Consider the following 18,507-nt stretch of genomic DNA (forward strand, 5'->3'; position numbering starts at 1 on the left):
AATAGAAATAAACTTTGCATTTTAGCACCTTCATGGTAAGAAAAGCTTAGTGCCTTTAAGGCAAACAAAAGAGAAAATGGAAAAAGTAAAAGCCAAAAAACATTTAGGACAACACTTCCTGAAAGATGAAAGTATCGCCAAAGCTATTGCAGATACCTTAAGCCTGAAAGGATACGATGAGGTTTTAGAAATAGGACCGGGGATGGGTGTGTTGACTAAGTATTTGCTTGACAAACCAATTAATACACACGTGATCGAGATTGATGGAGAATCTGTGGTGTATTTGGGTGAAAATTATCCAAAATTAAAAGATAAGATTATCTCTCAGGATTTTCTGAAATACAATATTAACGAGGTTTACGAAAATAAGCAGTTCGCCATAATTGGAAACTTTCCATATAACATTTCGACGCAAATCGTTTTTAGAACTTTAGAATTTAAACATCAGATTCCGGAGTTTTCGGGAATGTTTCAAAAAGAAGTAGCTGAGCGAATATGCGAGAAAAAGGGTTCTAAGGCTTACGGAATATTATCAGTTTTAGCTCAGGCTTTCTATGATACAGAGTATCTGTTTACGGTAGATGAAAATGTTTTTATTCCTCCGCCCAAGGTGAAATCGGGTGTGATGAAAATGACCCGAAAGGAAGATTATAGCCTTCCATGCGGTGAAAAGTTATTTTTTACGGTTGTAAAAACGGCTTTTCAGCAAAGACGAAAAACATTACGTAACAGTTTGAAAACATTAAATTTATCAGATGAATTGCGATTAGACACTATCTTTGATAAGCGTCCGGAGCAATTAAGCGTGGAGGAATTTATTGTTTTGACTCAAAAAATAGAAGCCGATGGAGTTTAAAATCAGCAAAGAGCTTACGAAACAAATAGCTCAACTCATTCAAGCTAAAAACAATAAGGAGCTCGAGATCTTATTAAATGACATGCACCATGCGGATTTCGCTGAAATCCTTGATGAAATTGATATTGATGAAGCAACTTATATTTTTAAGGTTTTAGATAGCGAAAAAACAGCCGAAATTCTTTTGGAATTAGAGGATGATTTACGTGAGCAAATCTTAAACCGACTTTCGCCTAAAGAAATTGCCGAAGAGCTTGACGAACTTGAAACCAATGATGCGGCAGATATTATTGGTGAACTTTCAAAAGACAGAAAAGCTGAGGTAATCTCAGAACTTCAGGACGTAGAACACGCAAAAGGAATCGTTGATTTACTTCGTTACGATGAAGATACTGCGGGTGGTATCATGCACAAAGAGTTGGTGAAAGTCAACGAAAACTGGAATGTACTTACTTGCGTGAAAGAAATGCGTATTCAGGCCGAAAATGTTTCCAGAGTACATTCTATTTATGTTGTTGATGATGAAAACAGACTTAAAGGGAGATTATCTCTTAAAGATTTATTGACAACTTCTACTAAAACACAAATTTCTGATATCTATATTAGAAAATTATACCACGTAAACGTTGAAACACCAGATGTCGAGGTAGCTCGAATGATGGATAAATACGATTTGGAAGCTATTCCGGTAGTGGATGAATTAGGACGTTTAGTTGGTCGCATTACCATTGACGATATTATTGATGTCATCAAAGATGAAATTGAAAAAAGAGATACCGAAGACATTCAGAAATTCGGGGGACTTGAAGCATTAGAATTACCATACGTTCAAACACGTCTTGGCGAGATGGTCAAAAAGAGAGCAACATGGCTTGTTGTTTTATTTATTGGTGAAATGTTTACCGCATCTGCAATGGGATTTTTTGAAGGAGAGATTGAGAAAGCAGTGGTTTTGGCATTATTTGTTCCGCTTATTATTTCAAGTGGAGGGAATTCAGGTTCACAAGCAGCGACATTAATCATTCGTGCAATGGCGTTGAAAGAGCTGACACTAAAGGATTGGTGGTATGTAATGAAGAAAGAAATCGCTTCAGGTTTTCTATTGGGAGCTATTTTAGGGATTGTTGGTTTTATCAGGATTATGGTTTGGCAGCAAACCGGACTTTACGAATATGGTGAACATTGGCTGGCAATTGGAGCGACAGTTTCACTTTCGTTAGTTTTTATTGTTTTGTGGGGAACACTTTCCGGATCAATGATACCTTTTTTATTGAAAAGACTTAAACTGGATCCCGCAACTTCATCGGCGCCATTTGTGGCTACGCTGGTAGACGTGACAGGATTAGTGATTTATTTTACAATCGCTTCTTTATTGTTAAAAGGGAAGTTGCTGTAAGAATGATATTCTTGGCTTTTAGATTTTTGCCACAAATTGATAGATTGCAGTGATTTAAAATCTGTAAAATCTGCGTAATTTACACGTCGAAAAATTTGCTATTAACCAACCAAAAATAACTCAAAAAACCAACCAAGAATGAAAGTACACATAATAGGGGGAGGAAACCTTGGCGTTTCTATCGCCTTGGGAATTGCAAAGTTCTCAAAAAGTAACACGGTTACCGTTACAAGAAGAAATATAGCAAGTATTCAATATTTATCAGAGTATGGAATTACGGTTTCGTCAGATAATAAACATAATATTCAGGAAGCCGATGTGGTTATTTTAACCATCAAACCTTATCAGGTAGATATCGTATTGGCAGAAATTTTACCGGTAATTCAAGGTAAAACAATCGCATCTGCCGTAAGCGGATTGTCTCTTGATATGCTTCAGGAAAAAACAAATAATGCGTATCCGGTAATCCGAATAATGCCAAATATTGCAGCACAATTTGGAGAATCAGCGACTTGTATTTCTTTCCCTGAAAAGGACAGAGAAAAAGCTTTGCCAATCGTTGATTTGTTTCAGGATTTAGGAACTGCTCCGATTATCGATGAAAAATTAATGGACGCGGCAACTGTTCTTGGGGCTTGCGGAACGGCTTATGCTTTAAGATACATTCGTGCTTCAATGCAGGCAGGAATCGAAATAGGATTTGATTCTCAAACGGCATTAGCAATCGCTGCACAAACGGTAAAAGGAGCTGCAAAAATGTTATTAGAGGAGAAAGTACATCCGGAACAATTAATCGACCGTGTAACAACGCCTCAAGGCTGTACAATTGTCGGTTTGAATGAAATGGAACACAATGGTTTCAGTTCTTCTTTAATCAAAGGAATCAAAACTTCTTTGAAACAGATTAAAGGGATAAAATAGTTTAAATTTCAAAATGAAAAATCCCAAATCCCAAACTTGATAATTGGGATTTGGGATTTTTCATTTTGGGATTTGTGTTATGTTATGCAAAAACTTCAAAATGCTCTACTTTTTCTTCAAACTCCAGAAGAAAGTCATCATCTTCAGGGTAATATTTTGCTTTTTCGAAATCTTCACCTGCAAAGTTTTTGATTACTTCAAGATTTTCCCAATAAGTAATAAGTGTAAAATGGGCTTCGTTATTTTTGATATTTCTTAAAAATGACAATTTTATAAAACCAGCTGTTTTTGAATAGTCAGGAATAGCTGTCTTTTTTATAAACTCGGTGTAAGTTTCATAATCTTCGATTCTTGTTTTTCCGTGCCAGATTCTTGCAATCATAATAGTAAGTTATTATGTGATGTGATATTAGTTTTGTCTTTTGAATCAAGTTGATAATTGGAATTTAAACATGTTTTCTGCTTACGGTATATTTCAGATACAACAATCCAAAAACACCAGAAAGTATAGAGGCAATTAAAATGGCAATCTTAGAAAAAACAATAGTTTCAGGATCTTTAAAAGCTAGAATCGTAATAAAAATTGACATTGTAAAACCAATTCCACCTAACATTCCTGCACCTAGAATATGCGCCCATTTCAAACTTTTTGGTAGAGAGCATAATCCGGCACTTACTCCTATGGTAGAGAAAAGTAAAATTCCCAGAGGTTTTCCAACCACTAAACCTAAAATGATTCCAAAAGTGTTTGGATGATTTAAACCTTCGTGCCAGTCAGATTCAATAGCGATACAAGTATTTGCAACAGCAAACAATGGTAATATAAAGAAAGCAACCGGTTTGTGTAAAAAGTGTTGTAATCTGTACGAAGAAGAATTTTCGTCACCATTCCCAAACGGAATTACAAAAGCCAAAACAACTCCGGTAATTGTAGCGTGAACTCCTGAGTTTAGCATGAAATACCACATCACAACACCACCAATTAAATACGGAATCAGGTTTTGTACTTTCATTCGATTCAAAATGAATAGGACAACCCAGATTCCCAGTGCAATCGCTAGATTTGCAAAAGAAATGGTAGTGGTATAAAAAATCGCAATAACGATAATAGCACCCAAATCATCAATAACGGCCAAGGCAGTTAGAAAAACTTTTAGTGATGCTGGAACTCTTTTTCCTAAAAGAGATAAAATACCAATCGCAAAAGCAATATCTGTAGCCATCGGGATTCCTGCTCCGTTTTGAGTTGCAGTTCCAAAATTTAAAGCCAGGAAAATAGCTGCCGGAACCAACATTCCGCCAAGAGCAGCCATAATTGGCAAAGAAGCATTTTTGATACTCGATAATTCACCATGGTAAATTTCGCGTTCTAATTCCAGACCAATCAATAAAAAGAAAATAGTCATTAAACCATCGTTGATCCAATGTGTGATTGAATGTCCTCCTAAATCTTTTTCCCAAAAAGCAACATATTCCGTTTGATAAGAAGAGTTGGCGAGATAAAGTGAAATAATTGTAACAAAGAGCAATAGTATTCCTCCTGATTTTTCGTTTTCAAAAAAGGCTTTAAAAGTCTTGGTTAGTCTCATATTGGAGGGGAAATTTTAATTTAGAAAGGATAAATTCAACGAAAGTTGGCGAATCTTATATTTTCAAAGTTAAAAAAAAATATAGCCAATAAAAAATTCTGAAGAGGGTTAACGCAAAAGTTGCTTTGTGCTTAATGATTTAGGTACGGGTGTAAAGTCACAATTTTTTGAACATGTAACCTGAAACCTGAAACTTTTCAGGAGTGCTAATAAATAATTAACCGTATTTTTGTTTTTATAAAATAAATCACAATGAGCATAAAAATTCTACATATCGACAGTAATCACCCAATTCTTTGGCAACAACTTGAAGAAGCCGGTTTTGAAAATTACACCGATTTTAAATCTTCAAAAGAAGAAATTGAAGCTAAAATTCGAGATTATAACGGAATTGTAATACGAAGCCGTTTTAAAATTGATAAAACTTTCTTAGACAAAGCAACCAATTTACAGTTTATTGCCAGAGTTGGCGCGGGTTTAGAAAGTATTGATTGCGAGTATGCTGAGACAAAAGGGATTCATCTAATCGCTGCGCCCGAAGGTAATCGCAACGCTGTTGCAGAACATTCTCTGGGTGTAATTTTATCACTTTTTAATAATTTGAATCAGGCTGACGCCGAAATAAGAGCGGGACATTGGAACAGGGAAAGTAACCGTGGCCATGAACTTGATGGAAAAACGGTTGGGATTATTGGTTACGGAAACATGGGAAAAGCCTTTGCCAAAAAACTTCGTGGTTTTGAGGTAGAAGTTTTGTTTCATGATATTCTGGAAAACATTGGTGATGAAAATGCGAGACAAGTTTCGCTTGAAGAATTGCAAAAAAAAGCAGATGTTTTGAGTTTACATCTTCCGTGGACTCCGGAAACGGATAAAATGGTCAATGTTGATTTTATAAACTCTTTTTTGAAGCCATTTTGGATTATAAATACTTCGCGTGGCAAAAACATCGTCACAGCAGATTTAGTTGAAGCAATGAAGGTTAAAAAGATTCTGGGAGCAGGATTGGATGTTTTGGAGTATGAGAAATTATCTTTCGAAACTTTATTTCAGGATAAAAATACTCCTGAAGCTTTCCAATATTTGTTAGAAGCTAAAAATGTTTTGCTAACGCCTCATATTGCAGGTTGGACATTTGAGAGCCACGAAGGTTTGGCGCAGGTTATTGTAGATAAGATTAAAAAGGTTTATAATAAGTAAACTGCGTAAAAACCAAGTTTTGACGACTTTGTGGTTTTTAGAATTAAATAACGAGTTTTTTCTGTAGAATTTTTAGGCTAGAATTAGTTTTTAATGTTAATTTTTAATAATATTGTTTCTAAATAAGGAGTGACCGAAAATCCCAAGAGTAGGAATTAACCAATTAATTTAACTAATAAAAAATGGAAAACGAATTTAAAGAAACGTCTAATAATTTTAATGAACCAATTCCAGTATTTAAAGTAGATCCTATTATGGTTTTGCTTTTTTCGTTCTTAACTTGTGGATTATATTTAATTTATTGGAATATTAAAGTAGCTGAGGTTTTTAATGCCGTTGCAGAAAAAGAAGTTATCTCACAGCCTATTGCAATTTTTGCAGGATGTTGTATGCCGGTAAATATTTATTTTTACTATTTAGCTGGTAAAGAGGCATTACCAAAAGTTTATGAGAGAACTGGAGAGCTTCAAAAAGATCAATCTACTTTATTAATTGTTTTAGGGTTTTTCTTTCCTATGGCAGCAGCAATGATTGTACAAGGTGATATCAACAGATTATACAAATAATAGCAGAGTAAAGCGTAAAATTTACGGAATTATCGGTGCAGTAATTACACTGATAGTTCCGTTTTTTTTGATGCTTGATAATCATAATAACCATTTAGAATCTGATCAGTCGTTTTGTCCTTTTAAAATGGTTACAGGTTTTCCTTGTCCTGGTTGTGGTATTACAAAATCATTGGTGTATTTTTATCAGGGAGATGTTTACAAGTCACTAAGTTATCACATTTTAGGGCCTTTTGTTATTATGTTTTGTTGGCTTACTATCATTGTATTGACAACAGAAATTGTAACTAAAAAAGAATATTTTACAGGTCTTTTATACAATAGAAAATTGGCCTATAATCTGGCCTATTTTTTAGCCTTTTATCATTTTATCCGATTGATTCTTTTTGTTAAAAACAATTCGTTTGATGATATATTGCATCAGTCTATTTGGTTTTAAAAGACAGAAAAACCTTTTTTGAAGAAGTTAATTAACTAATAACACTATAAAAATGGAAAACACCAAAACAGAACACTGGAATAATCCCCCGGTTTATCATGAAGAGAATAAAAAGGTAGTTGCCGGAATTTTAGCAATTTTATTAGGCGCTTTGGGTATTCATAAGTTTTATTTAGGATATACTAAAGAAGGAATTATTCAACTTATTCTTGGACTTATTTTCGGAATAGGAGGTTTAATAGGAATCATAGAAGGAATTATTTACCTGACAAGAACAGACGAAGAGTTTTATCAAACGTATCAGGTTGGTAGAAAGCCTTGGTTCTAAAGAATAAAAGAAATCCCATCCGTCCTACGGATGGGATTTTTCTTTTTAATCCCTTTTTATAAATATCTTTTTCTTTTGTTTTAATGACTTTTAGAGGATGATTCTAATTCTTTTACAAAGTAATATTGCACATCTTTAACAAGCGAAGTTTAATTGTTCTTTTAAAAACGGATCTGGAGGTAAATTAAATTATCTCTAATCCAAAAAAAATAAAGATTAGGTAATTGGTTAGGAAAGGAACATGAGAACGAGTTTGGAACTATTGTAATTAAAAAATCCCATTTGCTTTTTAACAAATGGGATTTTAATTTTATGGTAGTTTGCAATTAATCTTCTTTCTCAGATAATTTGCGTTCTAATTCTATTTGAAATTCTTCGATAACCGGTTTCATAGTGCTTTCAGGAATATCTGCGATTCTAATGTACATTAAACCATCTATAGCATTATTAAACAAAGGATCGACATTAAAAGCTACAACACGGGCATTTTGCTTGATGTACTTTTTGATTAAAACTGGCAAACGTAAATTTCCAGGTTCTAATTCGTCAATGATTTTATCAAACTTATTCAAGTCAGATTCAGCTTCATCGAAGATAAAGTCTTTATCAGCATCTTTCAGTTTTACTTTGTAAGCTTTTTTCGGGTGAATGTATTGTGCGATATACGGATCGTAATAATTCGACTTCATAAATTCAATCATCAATGATTTTGAGAAGTCAGAGAATTGATTACTGATACTTACACCACCCAATAAATATTTATGTTCAGGATAACGTAATGTTGTATGAATAATACCTTTCCATAACAAGAACAAAGGCATTGGTTTTTGCTGGTATTCTTTAATGATAAAAGCACGTCCCATTTCGATAGATTTATGCATCATATCGTGCAATTCAGGCTCAAATCTAAATAAGTCATTCAGGTAGAAGCCTTCAATTCCGTATTTTGGATAAATTTCAGAACCCAATCCCATACGGTAAGCACCAGCAATTTTCTTGGTTTCATCATCCCATAAAAACATATGGTGATAATATTGATCAAATTTATCGATGTCAATAGATTCATTGGTTCCTTCACCAACTTCACGGAAAGTAATTTCACGTAAACGACCAATTTCATGCAATACATTTGGAATAGATTTCGCTCTTGCAAAAAACACTTCGTAGTTTTTACTTTGTAATAAACGACAATCACTGTTTCTTAACATATTCACCTCGTCAATCATTTTTGATTCACTTGCAGGTGTTACGATTTTTTTAGGTGCTTTTGGTATTTTTAAACTTGCTGTGTCTATTAGTTTGCTGTCCTTTTCAAAAGGATTTGCCAGCATATAGGTTTTCTTTCTTAAAAATTCAGAGTAATCTTCAAACGATTCTATTTCGTTTTGTTCGTTTACAGAAATTGGTTTACCAATACGAACTTTAATTACACGGTCTTTCTGCGTAAGCAATTCTGATGGAAGTTTTGCAGTTCGCAAAGTATCATCAATTTTAGAAAGCCAATAAAATAATTTACTGTTTTTAGCATGAAAATAAATTGGAACAACCGGAACTTTAGCTTTTCTAATCAGCTTTAAAGCGCCTTCTTCCCAAGGTTTGTCTACTACTAATTTGCCGTCTTTATAAGTTGAAACTTCCCCAGCAGGGAAAATTCCCAACGGTTTTCCATCACTTAAATGGCGTAAGGTTTCTTTGATTCCAACAACGCTCGATTTAGCATCCTTATGATTTTCAAAAGGATTAACCGGCATGATATATTTTTTAAGCGGAACAATTCGGTGTAATAAAAAGTTGGCGATGATCTTGAAATTTGGTTCTCTCTCGAGCATTAATTTCAAAAGCAAAATACCATCAATTCCTCCAAGCGGATGATTTGAAATCGTAATATAAGCGCCGTCTTTTGGTAAACGTTTCAAATCTTCTTCAGGAATTTCGAATTTGATTTCCATTTCATCCAAAATTCCGTTTAAAAACGCAACATCTTCTAAATGTTTGTTATGATCGTAAATTTTATTAAGGGTAGAGATCTTAAGAACCTTCATAAGAATCCAGCCTGAGAAAGTACCAAGAACTCCGTACTTATCAACATTTATTGCCTTTGCAACTTCTTTCGCGGTAACTAAACCCATGTACTATTTTTAATTTATTAGAGCAGCGAACAAAGATAACAAAAAACTCTACTTTTCGCTGTTTCAAACATAAACTTTCCACTTTTTTATTACATTTGGAATCCTAAAAAATATGGTGATGAAAATTATTTCTTATAATGTAAACGGAATCCGTGCCGCAATAACCAAAGGTTTTATCGAGTGGCTGCAACAAGCAAATCCAGATGTAATTTGTCTTCAGGAAATAAAAGCTACGCAAGAGCAAATTCCCGTAGACGACATTACAGCAGCTGGTTATCCGTATCAATATTATTATCCGGCAACCAAAAAAGGCTACAGCGGAGTAGCAATATTATCTAAAACAAAACCCAATAATGTGGTTTTTGGAACAGGAATTCATCACATGGATTTTGAAGGTCGTAACCTTCGTGCCGATTTTGACGATTGTTCGGTAATGAGTTTATACCTTCCGTCAGGAACAAATATTGAAAGATTAGATCATAAATTTATGTTTATGGATGATTTTCAAACCTACATTAACGAACTAAAAGTAACGATCCCGAATCTTATTATTTGCGGCGATTACAACATTTGCCACGAAGCGATAGATATTCATGATCCTGTTCGTAACAAGACCGTTTCAGGATTTTTACCTGCTGAACGCGCTTGGCTTGACGGATTCATGAAATCAGGTTTTGTTGACAGTTTCCGTCATTTCAATAAAGATCCACATCATTATTCGTGGTGGAGTTACCGCGCCGGAGCCCGAGGCAATAACAAAGGTTGGCGTATCGATTATAACTTGGTAAGCGACTCGATGCAACACCGTTTAAAACGCGCCGTGATTCTTCCGGATGCCATGCACTCAGACCATTGTCCGGTTTTAGTCGAAATCGAGTAAAGTTTGGTATTGTTCTTGTAGAAAGAATAGCGGTTTTAAATTGAATAACAGTTTAGTTGGAATTTGGACTCGAGCGATAGCGGACAGGCGAAGCAATTTACTTCGGAATTTCAAGATTGGGATTTAAAATAGAATTATTAATTTATACTCCAAATAAAATTAAAAAATGATTAAAAAGGCCTCCATCGGATTCCTGGTCCTAGCTTTGTCTATGACCTCTTGTGTATCCAAGAAAATTTACAATGATCTTGAAACAAAATATTCAGATCTAAAAAAAGAAAATCGTTCAATAGCTGATGAAAATGCAAACTTGCAAAAAGCAAAAAATCAGTTAGAGTTAGATAAAGATGCTTTAACAAAAGACTTAAATGCGACAAAAGCTGATCTTGCAAAACAAAAAGCAGATTTAGCGGCAGCACAAAACAAATTCAAAGTTTTACAAGATTCGTATAATGCATTAGAGAAAAATAGCAATGATGCGTTAGAAAGCAATATGGCTAAAAACCGTGAATTGTTGGCGCAATTGGAAGCAAAATCTAAAAAATTGGCCGAAGAACAAGCGCGTTTAGATAAAACAGCAAGTCGCTTAAACGAACTTGAAGCAATGATTGCAGCTAAAGAAGCAGCAATGAAAAAACTAAAAGAGACTTTATCCAAAGCTTTAAATGGTTTTGAAGGTAAAGGTCTTACAGTAGAACAGAAAAACGGAAAAGTATATGTTTCTATGGAAAACAAACTACTTTTCAATTCAGGAAGTTGGGCTGTTGGAGTAGAAGGTAGAAAAGCGGTTGTAGAATTAGGAAAAGTATTAGGAGATAATCCGGATCTTTCAGTTCTTATCGAAGGACACACAGATGATGATCCTTATGCAGGTTCAGGACCAATCGCAAACAACTGGGATTTATCAACTAAAAGAGCTACGGCAATTGTCGCTATTTTGAGTGAAAACACTAAAATCAACAAACAAAAATTAACTGCGGCAGGTCGCAGCGAATTCTCTCCGCTTGCAAGCAATGCAACTCCGGAAGGAAAAGCTAAAAACCGTAGAATCGAAATCATCTTAACGCCAAGATTAGATGAAATCGCTGAAATGCTTAATAGTATTAATTAAAGCTGCTAAGGTTCTAAGGGGCTAAGTTGCTAAGATTTTAAAAGGCTCAAAGTTTTTAACTTTGAGCCTTTTTGTTTTCTCTCCTACAAGGTTTTTAAAACCTTGTAGGTTCAAACTTTAAATCATATTTAGTCATGAATTTATATTTTGTAACTTTGAAGTTCTAAAAGGAATATAATTATGGGACTTCCAGAATTAAAAGATAAAATACGACACCAATTAGATCTTGCAGATGAAAGGGTGTTGCGAATAGTTTCTTCGGTTTTTGATAATTATTTAAATGAAATTGTTTCGTATGATACTGAAGGAAATCCTTTGACTTTATCTGAATATCATAATAAAGTTGAGGAAGGTTTAGATGATATAAAATACAATCGAATAATTTCAAAAGAAGATTTGTCGAAGGAAATGAAAGATTGGGACAATGAGTAATGTTAAGTTGGTAGTTTTTTGGACTCAAAATGCAAAAGAAGATTTAAAAGAAATTTATATTTCATTAAAGAAAGAAGTTTCTAAAGAAGCGGCACTTAAAATTAGAGAAGACTGTTGTTTGGTTGCACAGATAGTATTGTTTTTGTCGAGCAGTTTCAGTTAGACGAATATAGATTTGATTGTCGAAGAATTATAATTAGAAATTATAAAGTATTGTATCAATTTAAGGAAAATTCAATTTTTGTAATTAGGGTTTTTAATTCATTTCAAAATCCGATGAAAAGCTTAAAATAATATAAGGCTCAGAGTTTAAAACTTTGAGCTTTTTTCTTTACTAAAAAAAATCCTTGCGAACTTTGTAACTTTTTTAACTTTTGTATTATTTTCCATTGCTTATTCCCTTTGTACCTTTGAACCTCTGCAACTTTGAACCTTAAAAAGAAAAAAATGAAATACACGACATTACCCAATACCGATATAAAAGTTAGTAAAATAAACCTCGGAACAATGACTTTCGGGCAACAAAACACAGAAGCCGAAGGACATCAACAAATGGATTATGCACTCGAGAGAGGTGTCAATTTTTTTGATACTGCCGAAATGTATTCTGTTCCCGCCAAAGAAGAAACCTACGGAAGTACAGAGAAAATTATAGGAACGTGGTTCAAGAAATCGGGAAATCGTGATAAAGTGGTTTTAGCTTCTAAAATTGCGGGACCAAATCCAAATTTCACTTACATGCGTGAGAAAGCAGATTTCTCTCCGGCAAGTATTAAATATGCTTTAGAAAATAGCCTAAAACGTCTTCAGACAGATTATATTGATTTGTATCAGATGCATTGGCCGGAACGATTAACGAATTATTTTGGGCAACGTGGTTTTAAAGATCACGATGCTGTATGGGAAGATAATTTTAGAGAGGTTCTGGAAACTTTTGACGGATTAATCAAAGAAGGAAAAATAAAACATATTGGAGTTTCTAACGAAAATGCTTGGGGAATGATGCGTTTTCTGGAAGAAAGCAAATATCAAAACCTGCCAAGAATCAAAACCGTTCAAAATCCGTATAATTTATTGAATCGTCTTTTTGAAGTTGGTTCTGCTGAAATCTCTAAGTATGAAAATGTTGGTTTATTAGCTTATTCACCTTTAGCATTTGGAGTTTTGACGGGTAAGTTTTTAACTGGAGAAGCACATCCAAATGCGAGAATCAATCTTTTTCCGCAATACACACGTTACAATAGCGAACAATGTACACAAGCAACAAAATTGTATCAGGAAATCGCCCAAAAACACGGATTAACCTTAACTGAACTGGCAATGGGATTTGTGTTGCAACAACCATTTTTGACTAGTGCAATTATTGGTGCAACAACAATGGAACAGCTAAAAGAAAACATTGATACAATCGATGTGTTTTTATCCAAAGAAATTTTGACTGAGATCGCAGGAGTTCAGGCGATCATTCCAGATCCGGCGCCGTAATAAATTATAGTCACTAAGACGCGAAGTCGCAAAGTATTTTTCTTTATAGAAATACTTTGCGACTTTTTTTATGGAATTATTTTTTAAGCCTTTGAAAGAAATAGAACCACAAAGTATGTCATTTCGACGCAAGGAGAAATCACACTAGAAACTCCGAATAGTATGTCGCCAATCTTTGTCGAGCTTCTCGCGGAGATTCCTCTTCTCTCGGAATGACAAAAATGTGAATAAAACTTTGCGCCTTCGCGTCTTTGCGAGATTAAAATATTCAGTAAAGCCAAGAATGAGAATAAATACTTCGCGTCTTAGTGCCTTCGTGGCAAATAATTACAAATCAAATTCATCACTAATAGACAAAGAATCGGCTGGAACTGCTGTTGAATCCGGAGCTTTAATGCGAATTAACGAGCGTGCATTTCCGGAAATATAAACCGGTAATTGACCAAGTGTATCTTCTGGAATTAATAAACCTCGGCGGAACATTAAGTTTCTTAAGAATTTTTGGTTTTTAACGGCAAAATCTTTCAGGTTTCCTTCATCGTTAAATTGATACATGAATTTTCTTGGTTTCGGAATAATTGTCGCCAAAAACAAACACTCGTCAACATTTAAACCCGAAGGGCTTTTTTGGAAATAAAAATGGCTTGCTTCACCAATTCCATATACATTTGGTCCCCATTCAATAATGTTGAAATAAACTTCGAGCATTCTTTCTTTGCTTACAACACGATTATTCTCAAGAATATAAACTAGTAAAATTTCTTCCAGCTTTCGCGAAAGCGTTTTTTCGCGTGTTAGAAAAACATTTTTAATAAGCTGCATGCTAATTGTGCTGGCACCTCGTGAGAATTTTTTGGTTCTGATATTTTTCAGAATAGATTGTTTGAAAGCTTCATTGATAAAACCTCGATGTGAGAAGAACGATGGATCTTCGGTCGTTAGAACGCATTTTCTTAAATAAGGTGAAATCTGATCTAAAGGGGTGTAATTTGGATTTGCATTTCCAACCAAAACTGGACGTTGCAGCACATTTTGGATTATGGCACGATAAACAAATTCACCGTTTAGTTTATTAAGATCGGCTTCTCCGTATTTTGTGATTCTTAAATCTTCTTTGTTTAGTTTACTGTCAAAAACTAAAGTGTTGGGTTTGTTTTTATTGAATTTAAAATCCAGTTTATATTCAAAATTTCCAGTAGCTTCCATTCCTTGAAAATGGGTAAACAAACCATCAGGCAATGAAACAATAAAGTTTTGCGCCCGCATTTTCGGAATGTTAACTTTCAAAGTATATACCGTGTCTTTTTCGGTATTATAAGAGACATACGGATGCAATTTTGTTTTATTCAACTGCATTGTCGAAGTGCTATCGATCGAGATAAAATCATTTCCTAATAAAAAGCGATAATCAAAACGAGCATTTTTAATGATGACATCTTTACTGGCTATTTTGGGATGATTAATTTTTAAATTTGTAATCGAAGTATACCCGTCAATATGCAGTTCGCTTCCGTCTTTTTCTATATTTTGAACGTTTAAACGAATCGAATCAAAACTTGCTTTTAAGTTGTAACGTTCGTCTAAATACGGCACTCGGATTGCTCCGGTATCTAAATTAAAGAAACGAATATCGGCTTTTTTGTTTCTTGGATCAGCAAATCCTTTTATGTTCCAACGCTGATCAAAATCTTTGCTTTGAACATGAAGATTAGTTTCGAGTTGTTTATTGTCTAAAACAAGCTTATTTATCGCAATTGATGCTTTTTTGCCGTTATCATCAATTCTGAAATTTAGATTTTTCAAATCCATATCAGTCGGAACCAAATTCAGTAATTTTGAAATGATGCGATACGCAAAAGCGGCGTATTTCCTTTTTTCATTTTTATCAGAATCTGATTTGTCTTTTTTAAGGAAAGCATCAAAATTGCGGATTTTTCCTTTTTTAACCAATTGTATGTATCCGTTATCTACTTTTAAAGTTCCAACCTGAACATCTCCAATTAATAAATTAGCAAGACTTATACTCGTTTCGATTTTTTGAATGTGACAAAGTGTGTCTGCGTTTTTAGGAACCAAAATAACATCTGTTAATTTAATTCCCGATAAACCTTCGAATGAAGCAGATTTTACAGAAAATGTGCTGTTATAATCAGCAGCCATTTTATGTGTGACTTTGGCAATAGCCTGTTTTAAAAGCGAATCACGAAAGTAGTAAAGCCCAATTAAAAACAGCGCTAATATTACGGCAAGTATTTTTAAGGCTTTAAATATTTTTTGTTTGGGAAAATTTAGTTTTGGAAATTTCATAGAGTTGATTTCATAAAATTTGAGGAACGTTCGCTTTGCAAACATTTGTTTTTGCCACGAATTTCGCTAATTTTCCGAATTATATATACCTTGAACATAATGAATGTGCGTTAAGTTTAAGTAAAAATTCGTGCATAATTCGTGAAATTCGTGGCAAAATGAAACAACATTATCCAAAAAGAATACTGGCAACATCTTCAATTTTAGCAACAAGCTCAATTTTGATTCCAGTGTTTTTTAAGGCTATTTTATTGTACTTAGATACAAATATAGTGGTGAATCCTAATTTTTCGGCTTCCTGAATTCTTTGATCTACACGATTTACAGGTCGGATTTCTCCTGAAAGTCCAACTTCGCCGGCAAAACAAAAACCTTTGGTAACCGGAATATCTTCGTTTGAAGATAAAATGGCAGCAACAACTGCTAAGTCAATTGCAGGATCATCAACAGAAATTCCGCCGGTAACATTCAGGAAAACATCTTTTGCTCCTAAACGAAAACCAGCTCTTTTTTCTAAAACAGCCAGAATCATGTTTAGCCTTTTGGCGTTGTAACCAGTGGTACTGCGCTGTGGCGTTCCGTAAACGGCTGTACTTACAAGAGATTGTATTTCGATCATTAACGGGCGCATGCCTTCCATGGTGGTGGCAATTGCGGTTCCCGACATTTCTTCGTCTTTGTGCGAAATCAATATTTCTGACGGATTACTTACTTCGCGCAAACCGCTTCCTAACATTTCATAAATTCCTAATTCGGCAGTTGAGCCAAAACGGTTTTTTAGAGAACGCAAGATTCTGTAAACATGATTTCGATCGCCTTCAAATTGTAAAACCGTGTCGACCATGTGTTCAAGGATTTTTGGTCCGGCGATGTTTCCGTCTTTTGTAATATGTCCAATTAAAATAACCGGAATATTGGTTTCTTTAACAAATTTGATCAGTTCGGCGGTAGTTTCTCTAATTTGAGAAATACTTCCGGCTGTAGATTCAATATAATCTGTATGTAAAGTCTGAATCGAGTCGATAATGACAATTTCAGGCTGAATTGCTTCAATTTGCTTGAATATGTTTTGCGTCTTAGTTTCCGTCAAAATATAGCAATTATCGCTATTTGGCGTTATTCTTTCAGCACGCATTTTTATTTGTTTCTGACTTTCTTCACCAGAAACATAAAGCGTTTTATAGGGTAATTTTAATGATATTTGAAGTAAAAGTGTACTTTTTCCAATTCCCGGTTCGCCACCCAAAAGCGTTAGAGATCCCGGAACAATTCCGCCACCCAAGACACGATTTAATTCGCCATCAGTTGTATCCATGCGGACTTCCAGAGCCGAATCAATTTCATTAATTTTTAACGGACGAGGCGCTTTAGTGTTTGAAGTGGGTTCGCTTTTCCACGCTACTTTTTCCTGTTTCTGAATAATTTCTTCGGCAATAGTATTCCATTCTTTGCACGCATTACATTGTCCCTGCCATTTGGCATATTGGGTTCCGCAGTTCTGACAAAAAAAAGAAGTTTTAACTTTTGACATTATTTACCGGTTTTTACTAGTGTGTTCATTTGGTCGATTTTCTCATACATCAAATCTTTATTCAAATCGCCAATTGGTTCCATTTGCGAAGCATTTTGGTATTTTTTTGAAGCATGTTTAGGATCGCCCATTTTTTCATACATCAATCCCAATTCATATTCTCCAAGCATGGCTTTTGGGTAATTTACATTTCCAATTTCGGCCATTCTTCCTAACTCGTCGTAAGCGTTTTTCTTTAAGATGATATTTTCGATTACTTTAAAATCGCTCATCCTAACCGGAATCTGAACTCCTAAAACTTTAGACATAGTGTTGTACTTGTTTTCCAGGTAATCTGCATAACCCGTTTCAAGAACGGCAATTTTCTCATTGTATTCGGCAGAATTTATTGGTCTGTAAACGTCAAAAATTTGATATAATGCACTAGGGATCGAATGTAAAACTTCAGTGTAATGCGTTGTTCCTTTAAATAATTCATATTTATAGTTAACTAACGGATTATTCGCGATTTTAATATTGCTGTCTAATTTTTCAATAGGTTCTTTGATTTTCTTAATGTCACCATCGGCAGCAGAAAGATAATAGAAGAAAGGTTGGGTTACTTTTGCAAATTTCTCCGGAACACGAACTTCCATTTTTGGAGCAAGTTCAGGGCTTAAACAGATATAAGCGTTAAAAAGAGGTTCTTCTTTATACAAATAGAAATTGATAAAACTAGCAGTAATATCATGACCGGCAATAACTCTAAAAGGAGATGTGCGGTATTTTTTTTCTATGTAAGGAACTAATTCAGCTCCTATAAATTCAAAAAACTTGGCTCCTTTTTCAAAAGGAAGACCTTCGTTTTGATCAATTGTAGTATCGTCAAAGCGTTCTCCGTCTTTATTTTGGTGAACACCAATAATAATCATCTCAGGCAAATCGTCCCAATAAGTTCCATAACTTAAAGCTCCGGCAAATGGATCGAATAAATAGTCGCCATCTAATAAATAAAGAACAGGGTATTTTTTGTTTGGATTTGATTCGTAAGAAGCTGGAAGTCCAATGGTTATTCTTCTTTCTTCTCCAAGTTTCTCAGATTGAATGTTGTCGAATGTTTTCTGTGAGAAAGCAGAAATTGAAATGAAGATAAATAGTAAATAAACTTTTTTCATGATTTGGGGTATTTCAGTGAATTAAAAAGTATCGAAATAGTGTAGCAATATAATACTTTATTTGCTTTTTTGTCAATGTGAAATTTTAAAAAAGAAAGAAGTTTCGGATCAATGCAAAAACCTGTGGAGAAACATAAAAGATTTTGTATTGCTAATTGTTTTAACCGCAAAGTACGCTAAGTT

Annotated in this window: 18 protein-coding genes; 12 read left to right on the forward strand and 6 right to left on the reverse strand. The window is 34.4% G+C overall.

What is annotated here, in order from left to right:
• The first annotated feature begins 76 nt into the window (after window positions 1-76).
• From rsmA to proC, 3 genes are all read left to right on the forward strand, one after another.
• On the forward strand, window positions 77-856 hold the full coding sequence (rsmA, locus tag LPB88_RS09650; protein WP_230033791.1) for a 16S rRNA (adenine(1518)-N(6)/adenine(1519)-N(6))-dimethyltransferase RsmA: 780 nt from the start codon (window positions 77-79) through the stop codon (window positions 854-856).
• Window positions 846-2,252: a magnesium transporter gene (mgtE, locus tag LPB88_RS09655; RefSeq protein ID WP_110836880.1), complete on the forward strand. Its 1,407-nt coding sequence runs from the start codon at window positions 846-848 to the stop codon at window positions 2,250-2,252. The genes rsmA and mgtE overlap by 11 nt, the downstream gene beginning before the upstream one ends.
• A gap of 138 nt (window positions 2,253-2,390) precedes the next feature.
• The gene (proC, locus tag LPB88_RS09660) at window positions 2,391-3,173 is read left to right on the forward strand and encodes a pyrroline-5-carboxylate reductase (RefSeq protein WP_230714995.1); all 783 of its coding nucleotides are present in this window, start codon (window positions 2,391-2,393) and stop codon (window positions 3,171-3,173) included.
• A gap of 82 nt (window positions 3,174-3,255) precedes the next feature.
• On the opposite strand, the gene LPB88_RS09665 is transcribed toward proC, so the two are convergent.
• Together LPB88_RS09665 and nhaA are read right to left on the reverse strand one after the other, a co-directional pair.
• On the reverse strand, window positions 3,256-3,555 hold the full coding sequence (locus LPB88_RS09665) for an antibiotic biosynthesis monooxygenase (protein WP_230714997.1): 300 nt from the start codon (window positions 3,553-3,555) through the stop codon (window positions 3,256-3,258).
• Between the two features lie 64 nt (window positions 3,556-3,619).
• Complete coding sequence (gene nhaA / locus LPB88_RS09670; RefSeq protein ID WP_230714999.1) at window positions 3,620-4,762, reverse strand: Na+/H+ antiporter NhaA; 1,143 nt, start codon at window positions 4,760-4,762, stop codon at window positions 3,620-3,622.
• A 252-nt stretch (window positions 4,763-5,014) separates the two neighbouring features.
• Between nhaA and LPB88_RS09675 the strand changes: the two genes are divergently transcribed.
• The 4 genes from LPB88_RS09675 to LPB88_RS09690 all read left to right on the forward strand — a co-directional run bounded on the left by LPB88_RS09675 (window position 5,015) and on the right by LPB88_RS09690 (window position 7,295).
• Window positions 5,015-5,962, forward strand: a complete 948-nt coding sequence (locus LPB88_RS09675; RefSeq protein WP_230715005.1) for a 2-hydroxyacid dehydrogenase — start codon at window positions 5,015-5,017, stop codon at window positions 5,960-5,962.
• A gap of 182 nt (window positions 5,963-6,144) precedes the next feature.
• A complete protein-coding gene (locus LPB88_RS09680; RefSeq protein ID WP_230715006.1) occupies window positions 6,145-6,528 on the forward strand; it encodes a DUF4234 domain-containing protein in 384 nt (127 codons plus the stop codon).
• Complete coding sequence (locus LPB88_RS09685) at window positions 6,503-6,967, forward strand: DUF2752 domain-containing protein (RefSeq protein WP_230715008.1); 465 nt, start codon at window positions 6,503-6,505, stop codon at window positions 6,965-6,967. The genes LPB88_RS09680 and LPB88_RS09685 overlap by 26 nt, the downstream gene beginning before the upstream one ends.
• Window positions 6,968-7,019: 52 nt before the next feature.
• Window positions 7,020-7,295: a TM2 domain-containing protein gene (locus tag LPB88_RS09690; protein WP_230715011.1), complete on the forward strand. Its 276-nt coding sequence runs from the start codon at window positions 7,020-7,022 to the stop codon at window positions 7,293-7,295.
• A gap of 326 nt (window positions 7,296-7,621) precedes the next feature.
• Here the strand turns inward: LPB88_RS09690 and LPB88_RS09695 are convergent, their stop codons facing one another.
• Complete coding sequence (locus LPB88_RS09695) at window positions 7,622-9,424, reverse strand: lysophospholipid acyltransferase family protein (RefSeq protein ID WP_230715013.1); 1,803 nt, start codon at window positions 9,422-9,424, stop codon at window positions 7,622-7,624.
• A gap of 118 nt (window positions 9,425-9,542) precedes the next feature.
• Between LPB88_RS09695 and LPB88_RS09700 the strand changes: the two genes are divergently transcribed.
• From LPB88_RS09700 to LPB88_RS09720, 5 genes are all read left to right on the forward strand, one after another.
• The gene (locus tag LPB88_RS09700) at window positions 9,543-10,304 is read left to right on the forward strand and encodes an exodeoxyribonuclease III (protein ID WP_230715015.1); all 762 of its coding nucleotides are present in this window, start codon (window positions 9,543-9,545) and stop codon (window positions 10,302-10,304) included.
• Between the two features lie 166 nt (window positions 10,305-10,470).
• A complete protein-coding gene (locus LPB88_RS09705; RefSeq protein ID WP_230715017.1) occupies window positions 10,471-11,415 on the forward strand; it encodes an OmpA family protein in 945 nt (314 codons plus the stop codon).
• Between the two features lie 180 nt (window positions 11,416-11,595).
• Window positions 11,596-11,847, forward strand: coding sequence for a hypothetical protein (locus LPB88_RS09710; protein WP_230715018.1), 252 nt, complete (start codon window positions 11,596-11,598; stop codon window positions 11,845-11,847).
• On the forward strand, window positions 11,840-12,010 hold the full coding sequence (locus LPB88_RS09715) for a hypothetical protein (RefSeq protein WP_230715019.1): 171 nt from the start codon (window positions 11,840-11,842) through the stop codon (window positions 12,008-12,010). Before LPB88_RS09710 ends, LPB88_RS09715 begins: the two co-directional genes overlap by 8 nt.
• A gap of 284 nt (window positions 12,011-12,294) precedes the next feature.
• Window positions 12,295-13,332: an aldo/keto reductase gene (locus LPB88_RS09720; RefSeq protein ID WP_230715020.1), complete on the forward strand. Its 1,038-nt coding sequence runs from the start codon at window positions 12,295-12,297 to the stop codon at window positions 13,330-13,332.
• A gap of 327 nt (window positions 13,333-13,659) precedes the next feature.
• Here the strand turns inward: LPB88_RS09720 and LPB88_RS09725 are convergent, their stop codons facing one another.
• The 3 genes from LPB88_RS09725 to LPB88_RS09735 all read right to left on the reverse strand — a co-directional run bounded on the left by LPB88_RS09725 (window position 13,660) and on the right by LPB88_RS09735 (window position 18,324).
• Window positions 13,660-15,639, reverse strand: coding sequence for a transglycosylase domain-containing protein (locus LPB88_RS09725; RefSeq protein ID WP_230715022.1), 1,980 nt, complete (start codon window positions 15,637-15,639; stop codon window positions 13,660-13,662).
• Window positions 15,640-15,808: 169 nt separating this feature from the next.
• Complete coding sequence (gene radA / locus LPB88_RS09730; protein WP_230715024.1) at window positions 15,809-17,170, reverse strand: DNA repair protein RadA; 1,362 nt, start codon at window positions 17,168-17,170, stop codon at window positions 15,809-15,811.
• Entirely contained in the window at window positions 17,170-18,324 is a 1,155-nt protein-coding gene (locus tag LPB88_RS09735; protein WP_230715026.1) for an alpha/beta hydrolase, read from the reverse strand. Before LPB88_RS09735 ends, radA begins: the two co-directional genes overlap by 1 nt.
• Window positions 18,325-18,507: the final 183 nt, after the last annotated feature.

Origin of the sequence: Flavobacterium sp. JAS (assembly GCF_020991455.1) — a bacterium.
In the GTDB taxonomy this organism is placed as follows: domain Bacteria; phylum Bacteroidota; class Bacteroidia; order Flavobacteriales; family Flavobacteriaceae; genus Flavobacterium.